The sequence below is a fragment of the Brevibacterium linens ATCC 9172 genome (assembly GCF_900169165.1).
GTDB classification, from domain to species: Bacteria; Actinomycetota; Actinomycetes; order Actinomycetales; family Brevibacteriaceae; genus Brevibacterium; species Brevibacterium linens.
Genome location: NZ_FXYY01000011.1, coordinates 102,402 through 115,162, shown reverse-complemented (window position 1 = coordinate 115,162; position 12,761 = coordinate 102,402). Strand labels below are relative to the sequence as shown.

Here is a 12,761-nt window from a genome sequence, read left to right as displayed (position 1 = left end):
TCGAGGCGGAGACATTCGAGTCTGGGTTATCGAGCACCGGTTGACTTCGAGGTCGATTACACATTTATGATGGACATTGCCGCCTGATAGTACACATTGATGTGTCCACTTCCAGGGGTTCACGCCCCGGCTTCGATTCCCCATCGATGATGTGCATCGCCCTGTTGCGCTGCAGGTTGAGCGTTTCCCTGTCGCGGTCTGCCCGTTTACGTCGGTACTGCCACACCGCCCGCCATGCTTTCGGGTGCTCGACGGGTGACCACACGGGTTCTACCCGAGTCAGCGTCCGGTTCTTATTCAACGCCACTGTGGCCCTTGGGGTCAGGGTATCGGCAAGCTGGTCGTCATCAGTGTTCGTACCGTTCCAGGTGAAGAACGTTGCCAGATCGTTCGGTGCCTTCGTCTGTCGCGATCCCACGATGAACCGCAGTCCGGCATCATCGAGTTCCTTGAGGTTCGCGGCAGAGAGCATTCCAGCGTCAGCGACGATGACCATGTCTGTCACACCGTGATGATCTTGGAAGTCTTTGACGATGGGGATCATCGTGTAAGTCTCGGCCTTGTTGCCTTCGAAGCACCCGATCTCTAACGGGAACCCGGTCCGATCGACGAGGAGACCGACAACGATCTGCGGATCGACGCGGCGTTCTTTCGAGTAGCCCACTTTGCGAAGCCCGTCTTCCTTTTCTGCTTCAAAATATAAGGTGGTGACGTCGTAGAGGATCAGGGAGATCCCGGTCGTCGCGACTGAGTGGTCGAAGCACTTGGCCGCGATGGTCTCTTGGTAGGCATCAGTGTTGATCCGTTGCAGACATCGGGTGAACGTGCTGCGGTGTTTGGTATCAGCACCGAGCTCGTCAAGGACACGGATACTGTCGGACTTCGACGTGGGTTCGTCGAGTCTGGCGAGGACGAGTTGGAAGAACGCTTCGTCATCGACGACATCGAAACCGAGCCGGTCGTAGGCAGTACGGATTGTGTCGATGAGCAGGCGTGATGCCGACCTTTTCACACGCCGACGTGATGCGGTTGAGACACTATTGCCTGTGTCGAGGTCGAGGGACAGCTGTCCGGTGGACTCGTTGATCTTCTCGCTGCCGGCTTCTTCGAGGGCTGCGAGTTGGGTCGGGGTATGGGCGGAGCCGAGGTGTTCGATGACGGTGAGTTTGCCGTGGCGTTTCGTTACGATCTGGACCGCGGTTGCCCCGGACGCGGTCGGGACTTTCCTCAGTCGCAGGCTCATATCCCCATTCTACGGACCCATTTAGTGTCCCGTTTCTACACCAAGCAACCGCCTCACCAGGAGCGATGCTGAACTGATACCCAAAATCAGACTAGGTGAAGCAAGACAGGGGTAGCGTCGGCGGATGTGCTGCAAGCCGCCTAAATGAACGTGTCTTCGAATGATGATCTAGATTTTAGAAGCAGTAATGTTCACGGCTGAAGCCGAAACTGTGGACATTGCTGTTGGCTAGAAGTAGATCATCATCGACATTCCAAGTATGACTATGTGAGGCACGTACCTGGACGAAGTTGAATCGGTCTGCTGAGTAGATTCGTGCACCGTTTGAGGCGAGTCGACGTTGCAGGTCGGTATCTTCGCCCAGAGTGCGATCTGCGAATGGAGTTCGACGGAATACCTCTCTACTGCCCATTAATGTAGGCCCCATGACCAGGTCGGTGTATCTGTGCTCGCGTTCGGGGAACCGGCACATGACAATGTCACGACTGCGCAGGTGCAGGTAGTGCGCTTGTTTGCCGACGAGATCCGCGTTCGAGTATCGCAGAGCCGCGAGCTGGTCCGTCAGATAGTGCTCGCCGTAGACATCGTCGTCGTCCATCTTGGCAATGACGTCTCCGGAAGCGGCTGCAATTCCGCGGTTGAGACACGAACCCAGGGAATCCGTGCCAGGAGCGTCGAGCAGGGTGAAGTTCTCGATGCCTAGCTCGGCTGCATAGCGCAGTACTTTCGACGATGACTCGAATCCGTGCTGGACGATGATGAGCTCGCGGTTCTCAAACGTTTGCGCGGCGTGAGTCTCCAGGACTCTATTTAGGTATTCCGGTCGATTCGTGGATACCACGACAGACACTGAACGAGGAATCGGATCGCTGTACTCAACTCCGATAGAGTCCATGATCGACATCGCGCGATGAGTGTAGGTGTGTTCGTTCCAGATGCGCCGTTGCGCGAGATGAACTGTGCGGTCGCGGAGTTCGCTGCTCCTGACGTACGCCCTGAGCGTCAGTTCGGCTTCTTCTTGGGTTTCAGGCTGTGGCAGTTCTGAAAGTGGGAAGAAACGCTTCGTGGCCTCGCTGGGAGTTGAGACCACTGGCGTTCCCGCCGCCGTGATCTCAAAGATGCGCCTTGCACACATGCTTGGTGAGTCGACGACCGAGTTCACGTTGAGGAATACTTTGTAGTTTTTGTACGCAGTCAGAAGATTCCGGTAGGGCAACGATCCGACAACCCTGTCGGCAAGGTTGCCGGGAAATTGGTACCGCTCATCGTTGCCAAGGAACCGGGAGAAGATTTCAAGTCCGTGCTCCATCCGCGAGGACACTGTGTCTGCAGCTCCCAGAAGCAAATCCATTTGGGCCCGACGTTCAGGAAATTTGTGGGTGAAATACATCCCTGCGAACGCGATATCGCGTGCGGCGTAATTGTGCACGGGTCGGACGGGAGAATGAATTGCCGGTTGAGCGGCGAATGCCAAGGAGGCGATGCGGTCATGTCCGAGATGTTCCCTGTACTGGTGGACAAGTCGCACATCGCTGGTGAATACGACATCGAACAGCTTGGCCAGCGGAAGGAAATCCTCGAAGTGGGGAGGATCTTCCTTGTTCCAGAACACTGTTGGGATATTGCGATGACGACACTCTGCCAGGAGTTCGACGACTTCGGGACTTGGGCCGGCCGTGCCGGTGAGCTTGAACTTCCAGTCCCCACCGTTGCCATTCCACGCTGACTCGATGAAGACGAAGTCGACCGAGCCCAGCTGCGATGTCCATCCATCGCGTTTCAGTGGGACAGTCGTCCATTCGTAACCGAAGCTCTCCGCTGAGAACTCGTCGAGGATGGTGCCGACTCTGAGATCGTCGAAGACAGGCCGACGATCGGACTTCGGAGCTGCAGGAAACGCCTCTAGCAGATTGTCCGCAGTGAGCTGATCGGTCGTCCGTCCATCGGCAACGCCTTGGTGAAGATTTCGACGGCGCCTCCACTTCAAGAATTGAGCTGGGCCGCCGTGGCGCAGATGCCAGAGACCGGTCCGGAATGTGCGAAGAGGAGTTTGAGGCACAGTCGGATCCTTTCGATCTGATCAGAATCGCGCAAAGGCCTGTTTCGCAGCGACCCGATTCAAGTAGGCGCGAGCATAACGGGATTTATCCCACTCTACTTGCAGTGGGGCAACCGAAATGAAACCATTTCTTAGCGCTTTCAACAGTCTTCCTGTGTGGAAGCTGACAAGCTCAATAGTACAATCAAGAGGTTGCAAGAAGCTCGGTCGGCTACCGCGAGATGTACACGGCGCAATCGTAGACTGGGTAGAACCAAGCCAAGTAAGACGAGGGAAAAGAGGACAGTGGGAAGCAACACAGGGCCCATTCCCTCACGGACCCCAATGAGACGGCACGGCAGAGCGATGGCGCTGTCACTCATCGATGGTCTCGTGTTCGCGTTCCTCGTCGTATCGATGACGCTCGTGAGGTACGACTTCCATGCGTCTCTGGTAAACGTGCCGGGAATGCTCGTCTGTTCGGCGGTCGGTCTGATCGTCTTCCTTATCGGCGGGCCCCTGGCGATCTACCGCGGTCGCTACCGACGTGGTTCGACCGATCAGTTCGCCGCAATCGTGGGAACGGTTGCTCTGGGTGTCGGCATCATGTGGGTGGCCGAATTCGCCTTCGCCAGTCGACTGCTCATCCCGACCAGCGTCCCCATTACGGCGGGAGCGCTCATGGTCGTGGTCAAGAGCCTCGAGAACTGGATTCGTCGCAACTTGAGGCAACGCAGCCTCACCACGTCCGGTGCATCCCGGCCCACAATCGTCGTCGGCGCGGGAAACCAGGGCATGCTCGCCCTCGATATGATCGCTCAGGACACGCACAACGAATTCGTTGCTGTCGGCATCCTCGACGACGACCCTGCAAAGCGGCATCTGCGCTACAACGGAATCCGCGTACTCGGACCGATCGCCGACATCGCCACCCATGTCGATCGCACCGGAGCCGGGGCCGTCATCATTGCGATCGCTGACCTGCCGCCCGAAGAGCTCTCCCATATCGCGTCGAATCTCGAATCCCGGCCGGTCGAGATCAAGATCATGCCGAAACTCTCGGACTCCGCGTTGGCCCGTCCCGAACCGGACGCGCATGACGTCGCCGACCTGCGTCACCGCAGCTTCCGGGATGTCAGCCTCGAAGACCTCATCGGACGCAAACCGATCTCAACGAATATCGACGACATCGCCTCGGCGATCACCGGCAAGGTCGTGCTCGTCACCGGTGCAGGCGGTTCCATCGGCTCACAGCTGTGCCGTCAGGTCGCCCGGTTCGATCCGGCCCGACTCATCATGACCGACCGGGACGAATCCGGCCTGCACGCCACTGAGCTCGGCCTCGAGGGCTCAGCCCTTCTGACCAGTGATGACCTCGTCCTCGGAGACCTGCGAGATCCGGCATTCATCGATTCCCTCGTCGCTGAGGCGAAGCCGGACATCATCTTCCACGCCGCAGCCCTCAAACACCTGACTTTCCTTGAGCGGTTCCCGGAGCAGGCAGTGCGCACCAACATCGGAGCCAGCCTCGACCTGCTCAACGCGGCCGTGGCTCACGACGTCGATTCCTTCGTCCACATCTCCACCGACAAGGCCGCCGGTGCGACCTCAGTGCTGGGGCGGACGAAGTTCTCCATCGAACGGGCGATCGCCTCTGTGGCCGCGGCAACCGGACGACGTTATATGTCGGTGCGGTTCGGTAATGTACTCGGATCCCGGGGCTCCGTACTCGAGACGTTTGTGGCCCAGGTGGCGGCCGGCGACCCCGTCACAGTCACCGATCCCGAGGTCACCCGATACTTCATGACCGCCGATGAGGCCTGTGAACTCGTCCTTCAAGCCGCAGCGATCGGCGGCCCCGGAGAGACCTTGGTCCTCGACATGGGCGAACCGATCCGCATCGCCGCCCTCGCCAAGAGAGTGATCGCACTGTCAGGTCGCAGTGATGCGCAGATCGTCTACACGGGCCTGCGCCCGGGGGAGAAGCTGACTGAAGCCCTTCTATCGCCCGGAGAGGTCGACAGCCGCCCCAACCATCCGCTGATCACCCAGGTGCCGATCGCTCCGATCGATCTGGAGAAACTCGGTGCCCTGGTCGCCGAATCACGTGACCCACAGGTTTTCACTCACAGGTCGGGCCTCGAAGAGCACCTGACGCGTCTCCTCGACTCCGAGACGGCACCGACCACCGGTGACGCGACGGAGGCCATTGAGCCGGCAGCGACAACATCAAGAGCCCCCGAGCCAGGCGCAGAAGACCCCCATGACACCGGAGTCGGCCTCTGATGGCTCTGCAGTCGCTGGTGATCCTGGTAGTGGCCGCGGTGGTCACGGTTCTCAGCGCCCTCATCGCCTTTCCGCTGCTGCGTCGAGCGGGGGTCGTCGATGTCCCCTCTCATCGCTCCTCGCATACGCTGTCGACCGTACGCGGCGGGGGAATCGCCATCGGCTGCGGCATCACCGTGGCCACGATTCTGGCCATGGTGTGGACCGTCAGCGAAGACGGCGTCTTCGGCCTCGGCGGGATCCTGCTTCCGGTCGGTTTCCTGGTCCTGACCTGGTGCTATTCGGCCATCGGGATGAGCGACGATCTCGACTCCCTGCGCCCCGCCGGGCGGCTGATCGGACAGGTGATCCTGGCTCTGCTGTTCAGCGCGATCATCGCCATGTTCTCAACACAGGGAATCGCTCACGTCATCGCCTTCGCGGTCATCGGCGTGACCACTGTCAACGCCGTGAACTTCGTCGACGGACTCAACGGCTATGTCACCGAGTGGACCATCGTCACTGCCGGATGGTTCGCCTTCGTCAGCTCCTGGGTAGGAGAGAACGACATTGCACTGCTTGCTCTGGCGCTGGCCGGCGCTGCTGTCGGGTTTCTCCCGTTCAACCTCGGTCGGGCCAAGGCGTTCCTCGGAGACACGGGAAGCTACGGGATCGGAGCGGCCGTATTCGCTCTCGCGGTCTGGCTGTTCGTCCAAGGCGTCCCGATCGTCGTCATCATCGCACCGATGATCTTCGTCTTCTTCGACGTCGGACTCACTTTGGTCCTACGGCTCTTCCGGGGAGAGAATATTCTCTTGCCTCATCGTGAACATATCTATCAGCGGATCCAGCAGGCGGGCTGGCCACACAGCTCCGTTTCGCTCTTCCACGCCGCATTGAGTGTCCTCGCCTGCATTATGGCCGTCCCTACTCTCATCAGCGGAAATACGGCGACGACGTACCCGGCCCATGTGTTCTGGGTCGGATTGCTCGCCCTTTATGCGCTGCTGCCGCTGTGGCTGCGGCGACGGGCGCTGAAGGAGGCGACGACCGCATGAGAATCGTTCTGCTCAGCCACTATTACTATCCCGAGGTCGGTGCACCGCAGCGGCGGTGGCGGATCCTCGTCGACCACCTGCGCGCTGCCGGACACGATGTCCTCACGGTGGCACCGCATCCCCATTACCCGTATTCCGACCGCAACGGGTTCTTCGGATCGAAGGTCGGGCGGGGCCGTCGTCGAGTCGACGTGCGCCTCGGCGGCACCTGGGACACCGGCGTCGACGGTGAGCGGATCCTTCGCGTGCCGTACCTGCACAGCGGATCGTCGATGGCTCGTCAGCTGCTCGATCAGACGGTATCGGCAACAGGCGCGATGTCGGCGGTCATCGACCGGCTGCGGGGCAGAATGAAGCCCGATGTCATCGTCTCCACGACTCCGGCACTGCCGTTCCTGCTCGCCGGCGACACCTTGTCGCGACTGCTGCGAGTCCCGCATGTCGCTGAAGTGCGCGATGCGTGGCCTGACCTCATTTCGGAAATGAACCTGGTGACGGGAGCGGTCGGGCGATATCTTCCAGGGACGCTGACGCGCGGCCTCGAGCATCGACTGCTGCCGGACCTGCTCACTCGTGCCCAACGGCGTGCGGCGGTCGTCGTCGTCACCACGGAAGGTTTCAAACGTCGCCTGGAACAGCGTGGAGTCACCGCCGAGGTCGTTCGCAGCGGAGTCTCACCTGCGGAATTGGAAGGCGCATCCGGACTGACCGCCACGGGAGCGATCCCCCTCGTCCCTGCCGCAGAGGAGACAGGCACCGCCGCCGACGTCGTCAAGGGCAGGGCTCCTGCCGATCGTCGAGGGCTCAACCTGCTGTATGTGGGCACTGTCGGTCGATCCCAGGATCTCAGCACCTCGATTCGAGCGTTGGCCCGCGCCGAAGGTGTGCGACTGCGGATCGTCGGCGGCGGCGTCGATACCGACGAGCTCAAAACCACAGCCGCAGCGTATGGGGTGCCGGTGGAATTCCATCCCCAGATCGCAGGCGCCGAACTCGCAGCCCATTGGGAATGGGCAGATGCCGGACTGGTCAGCCTCAGTTGCCTCGATTCCTATGAATGCACAGTCCCGTCGAAGCTCTATTCGTTGATGGCCCGTCGAATTCCTGTCCTCGGCGTCGTCGCCGGTGAGGCCGCCGACATCATCACACAGACCGAAGCGGGAGAAGTCGCGGTTCCCGGTGATGTCGATTCCGTGGCCGCGGCAATGTCGAGGATGCGAGAACGAGTCGAAGTCGGTGAGGAGTTCGGATCGAATCCGCCTACAGGTGAGAACCCGCGCGACTGGGTGATTCGACACGCTTCGGCAGCCGCAATGGGGCGCACTTACGAACGCGTCCTCGAACAGGTGGTCTCGTGAACCTGCGCTTCCTCGCCCGGCAGCTGACGAACGTCCTTGTGACGACTCTCGGACACATCAACGACGACCGCGTGTTCTTCGGCATGCAGTTGGCACGTCGCCTGCCGGGCCCTGCCTCGCGTTTCGTCGGACAGGTGCTCGGGAGTTTGCCGGGCAACGCCGCACGGGCCGCTTCCGCATGGCTGCTCGGAGAAGAGGCGATTGCGAAGTCATTCGTCTCAGGTTCTCCTGTGCCCTCCCTTCTGCTCGGAGAAGTCGCTCTCAATCTCGGACTCCTCGACGAAGCTGAGTCGATAGCAGCCGCCGTTCCTGGCGTAAGCGCTCTGAAATCGCGTATCGAGTGGACCAAGGGATACATCGACAAAGCCATTGACGTTCTGCCAGACGGTGCGCGTCGTACACGACTGCTCGATGAGCGACAGAGTCTGCAACCTCAATGGTGGCCGGAGGCTTCGCATCATGTGACGGCTCGTCGCGCATGCAACAATGAGGAACATGCCCGAGGTCAGCATCCGACGGTGCTTCATGTGCTGACGAACTCCTTGCCGCACACTCGCTCCGGCTATGCCTACCGCTCACATGCGATCCTCACCACTTTGCGGGAAGCGGGGCATCAAACAGCTGCGATCACACGACCGTCGTATCCGGTTACCATCGGACGGCTAAGCCAGGGGCCAGTTGAACTCGTCGACGGCGTCGAATACGTCCGCGACGTGCCGCTGAGACCACTGCCCACGACATCCGAACGGTTGAGTGAGCAGGCGAATCGCATCGCCGCTGAAGCGTATAAACGCGGAGCACAGATCCTCCACACGACAACGCACTACGTCAATGGCTTGGCTACTGGAGCAGCCGCGTCGGCAGTAGGACTGCCATGGGTCTACGAAGTCCGCGGAGTCTTGGAAGAGACGTGGGCCGCAGCAGGAAGCACCCCGGAAGAGCGGTCCGCACGAAGGGACAGTCAACGCTTCGCACTCATGCGGGCTAAGGAGATTGAAGTCGCGTCGGCAGCCGATGCCGTCATCACTCTGGGCGAAACGATGCGTGAGCACTTGATCGCAGGGGGCGTGCCGGCCGAAACCATCACGCTCATCCCGAATTCCGTCTCAGAAGCCGTCGTCAACACCGATGTCACTCGTAACCCGGCCAATGTGAGAAGGAACCTCGATCTTCCCGAAGCCGGAATCTGGGTCGGCACAGCAGCGTCGATCGTAGGATATGAAGGACTCGGCGACCTTGTCGACGCTGTCATCCTTGCCCGTGGCCAAGGAACAGACCTACGGCTGCTGATCGCCGGCGACGGAGTCGCCCTGCCAGAATTGCGAGAACGTGCAGCCATTCTGGGCGAGAATGCAGTCTTTACCGGACGCGTGTCACAAGCTCAGGCCATCGAATATCAGCTTGCTCTTGATGCTATTGTCGTCCCGCGCAGAGATGAACCGGTCTGTCGGCTGGTAACACCGATCAAGCCGATCGAAGCGATGGGATTGGGGCGACCGGTCATTATTTCGGATTTGCCAGCATTGAGTGAGCTAGTGCCATGCAATGCGGGCGTGCGGACTCCTGCCGAAGATCCGCAGCACTTGGCTCACGTGCTGGCAGAATTAGCTTGCGATAGTAGTGCGAGAGAGAATTACGGTCGGTATGGACGAGAATACGTTCTTGCGACGCGCAGATGGAAGGAAATCGGGCGACGATATGGGCAGGTCTATTCTCAACTCAAGGGGGCTGACTAGTGGCGGATAAGACAACGAATCCTCTCGGACTAAGTTCGATTCCGTCAGTTTCGAGTGCCGGTCTAGTGCCTGTGGGTCGAAGGATGAGTTTGCGTAGTTATTTGGCTGCGTTGTGGAATCGACGACACTTCATCATTGCCGAATCTCGTGCCAAGATGTCCACTTCGACGAGGAAGAACCTACTCGGCTACGGTTGGCTCTTCCTCAATCCGCTGCTCTCAGTGCTCGCTTTCTGGTTTATTTTCGGTTTTATCTTGCAGACGTCGAGAGGGGTTCCGAACTTTCTTGGGTATCTTATCGTCGGTGTGTTCTTCTTCGGGTACACAGCAACATGTATGAATGGAGGAACCGGGGCGATCCGCGCGGGGGCGTCAATGATCAAGGGATTCCAATTCCCGCGGGCCGCCTTGCCGATCTCTACGGTTGTTCGCAGCTTCTTGGACTTTATGCCGACTTTGCTGGTGATGATCATAGTGCTCGTGATTGTGCCCCCACTTGAAGTCATTACATGGCGAGTCATCCTTGTCATTCCGGTCATCATTCTTCAGACGCTTTTCAATGTGGGCCTCGTCTGTTTCCTGGCGCGACTTGGTCACAAAATTCCGGATCTTACGCACCTCATGTCCATTGTCAGCAGGTTTTGGCTTTACGGTTCAGGAGTCTTTTTCTCGATAGAAGCTGTGTTGAGGAATCACCCCACATTGTTGAACGCCATGCAATACAACCCGATGCACGCATATCTATCCTTGGTACGCAATTCACTGCTGTACGGTGTCGACTCTGAACCGAAGACCTGGATTATCGGAACGGTGTGGGCATTCGGTCTCATCGTCGTCGGATTCCTGTTCTTCTGGAGAGGGGAGGAGAATTATGGCCGACTCTGAAATACAGGATCCGACCATTGTTGCCGAGAATGTGCAGGTACGCTATACCGTCAATACTAATAATCCGAGCCAACGAACTAGGGGTGTCCGTCGTCTAACCAATGTATTATCAGGTCGTCAGGGGCAGACAACAGTTCGCGCTCTACGCGGAGTCAATTTTGTCGCACGCGAAGGTGAAATGGTTGGCATAGTCGGCGCGAATGGCTCCGGTAAGTCTACCTTTCTGCGAAATGTAGCCGGGGTCGAGCAACCTGACCGAGGTCGTATCCTTGTTCGTTATCAGCCGCTTCTCTTGGGAGTCAGTGCTGCTCTTCAACCATCGCTGTCCGGTAGCGAGAACGTCCGCCTCGGATGTTTGGCAATGGGGCTTACTCCTGAAGAGGCGGTCGAGGCATTTGATTATGTCGTCGAGCTGTCGGCATTGGGCACGGCTATTCACAGGCCGATGGGTACCTATTCCTCGGGCATGGGTGCCAGACTTCGATTTGCCATCGCGCTTGCCGCCCGACCGAAGATTTTACTGATCGACGAGGCACTGTCGACTGGTGATGCGACATTTGCTGAGCGTAGTGAACGGGCGATGGACGAGTTGCTCGCCGAAACTGGAACTGTTCTGCTCGTTAATCATGCGGCTAAGGTGATTCAGGAGCTGTGCACTCGTGCTGTGTGGATGCACCGTGGCGAAATCCTCATGAATGGCCCAGCTGAAGCTGTAGCCGAAAAATACCGGTGGTGGGCCTGGAACGTGGCTAAGGGTAAAGAGGATATCGCTGACAAACTCCTCGCTGATGTGATGAGTAACGCAGTCAAAGAAGAGATCAACATCCTCGAACCTGAACTCATCAAGAACCCCATCCCGCGTCACGCAGCGCGACCGTCCAAGAAGAAGGCTACCGTGGCACGGCATGCGAATAGGCAACGCGCAGTCGAAGAGGTTGAAGCTCCTATGCTGGCAGCAGCTGAAGAGCTAGTTTGGCCAAAGAACTTCGACGGTGAGGTGCCAAAAGCCAAGTTCCCGGCGTTGCCTAAGCCTGCATCTCAGGCGGTGAGTGCACCACGAATCACCGATGCTCCTCCATTGCGGTTGAATCCCAGTAGGAAGCGGGTTGTTCTGCGAGCAGCGAACCCCGATGACCGTGCGTCGTCGGTTGCTGCCGCGGATGACTTCACCGGCCGGAGACTCGCTTCTCGCGCACGCAAAATCGCCGATGAACGATATGAGGAGCGACAGCGATTGCGGCAGGAAGACGAAGCCACTGCTGCCCACCAGGACTCGAGCCGATGAAGGTCGCAATTTTCGGTTCCTGCGTGAGCCGTGATTCGGCAGAGTTCATGCCTGAAGCGGAAGTTGTGGTCTACGTTGCCAGGCACTCTGTGTCCAGCCTTGAATCGCCGCACGGCGCAGATGAAATTGATCTCAGCGAACTGAGCTCAACTTTTCAATCGCGTATGGTCACGAGTGATCTCAACGGCTCCGGTTTTGAGCGGATAGCCACTGAGGCGAACGACCTCGATGTTGTTCTGCTTGACCTGGTTGACGAACGACGGGGGTTCTGGCAGTTCACGGACGGCACGTCAATGACGAATTCGATCGAAATTGAATTCTGCGGTGCTGCCCGTGCAGCAAGTCGGGGCGGTGCTCGACTCGTCGAATTCGGTACCGATGAACATTTCTTTACCTGGAAGTCGGGATACATCAAGCTCATCGATGGTCTCAAAGGTGCTGGCTTGTGGGAGAAGACGATTCTGCTCGACATTGAGTGGGCCGGCGCCGTCGACGGGGCTCAGCATCCTCAAAGCGACAGCTTGGCGAAGCTGGGCAGACGTTGGCGCCGCTTGCAACGGGGCAGTCGCGAGATGAGCCGCAGTCTGTCACGCGGAGAAGGTGTAGCCGAAGCACTGACTAACCTCCGGCAAGTTCGTCCAACGGAGGCAGAAGAATATGCTGATAGGGCAGCGGCCGCGAACGCAGACTATGTTCGGTACCGTGAATTTGCTAGATCGATGGTCTCTTCAACAATCACAAGGACGAGTGATCAGGTGCGGATCAGCAAAGACCACAAGTGGGGACCGCAACCGTTCCACTATCGGGACGAGGACTACAGGTCTATCGTGCAAAGTATTCGCGACCTGGTAGAAAATCAGGACACATCGTCGACCAACGATAAGTAAGTTAGCA

General features: G+C 58.7%; 8 protein-coding genes and 1 pseudogene. 7 read left to right on the top strand and 2 right to left on the bottom strand.

Annotated elements, in window-relative coordinates:
• Positions 1-127: 127 nt before the first annotated feature.
• A pseudogene (locus tag BLIN9172_RS10420) lies at positions 128-1,243 on the bottom strand (IS1634 family transposase); the annotation flags it as partial.
• 175 nt (positions 1,244-1,418) lie between these two features.
• Positions 1,419-3,302, bottom strand: a complete 1,884-nt coding sequence (locus BLIN9172_RS10415) for a glycosyltransferase family protein (protein ID WP_101555015.1) — start codon at positions 3,300-3,302, stop codon at positions 1,419-1,421.
• A 324-nt stretch (positions 3,303-3,626) separates the two neighbouring features.
• On the opposite strand from BLIN9172_RS10415, the gene BLIN9172_RS10410 reads away from it, so the two are divergent.
• From BLIN9172_RS10410 to BLIN9172_RS10380, 7 genes are all read left to right on the top strand, one after another.
• Positions 3,627-5,567, top strand: a complete 1,941-nt coding sequence (locus BLIN9172_RS10410; protein ID WP_101555014.1) for a polysaccharide biosynthesis protein — start codon at positions 3,627-3,629, stop codon at positions 5,565-5,567.
• Entirely contained in the window at positions 5,567-6,604 is a 1,038-nt protein-coding gene (locus tag BLIN9172_RS10405) for an MraY family glycosyltransferase (protein WP_101555013.1), read from the top strand. The genes BLIN9172_RS10410 and BLIN9172_RS10405 overlap by 1 nt, the downstream gene beginning before the upstream one ends.
• Complete coding sequence (locus tag BLIN9172_RS10400; RefSeq protein ID WP_101555012.1) at positions 6,601-7,962, top strand: glycosyltransferase family 4 protein; 1,362 nt, start codon at positions 6,601-6,603, stop codon at positions 7,960-7,962. The genes BLIN9172_RS10405 and BLIN9172_RS10400 overlap by 4 nt, the downstream gene beginning before the upstream one ends.
• Entirely contained in the window at positions 7,959-9,698 is a 1,740-nt protein-coding gene (locus BLIN9172_RS10395) for a glycosyltransferase family 4 protein (RefSeq protein ID WP_101555011.1), read from the top strand. The genes BLIN9172_RS10400 and BLIN9172_RS10395 overlap by 4 nt, the downstream gene beginning before the upstream one ends.
• Positions 9,699-9,853: 155 nt before the next feature.
• On the top strand, positions 9,854-10,582 hold the full coding sequence (locus tag BLIN9172_RS10390; RefSeq protein WP_170286886.1) for an ABC transporter permease: 729 nt from the start codon (positions 9,854-9,856) through the stop codon (positions 10,580-10,582).
• Positions 10,569-11,867 carry an ABC transporter ATP-binding protein gene (locus tag BLIN9172_RS10385; protein WP_101555009.1) on the top strand — a complete coding sequence of 433 codons (1,299 nt, stop codon included), beginning with the start codon at positions 10,569-10,571 and terminating at the stop codon, positions 11,865-11,867. The genes BLIN9172_RS10390 and BLIN9172_RS10385 overlap by 14 nt, the downstream gene beginning before the upstream one ends.
• Positions 11,864-12,754 carry a DUF6270 domain-containing protein gene (locus BLIN9172_RS10380; RefSeq protein ID WP_101555008.1) on the top strand — a complete coding sequence of 297 codons (891 nt, stop codon included), beginning with the start codon at positions 11,864-11,866 and terminating at the stop codon, positions 12,752-12,754. Before BLIN9172_RS10385 ends, BLIN9172_RS10380 begins: the two co-directional genes overlap by 4 nt.
• Positions 12,755-12,761 lie beyond the last annotated feature (7 nt).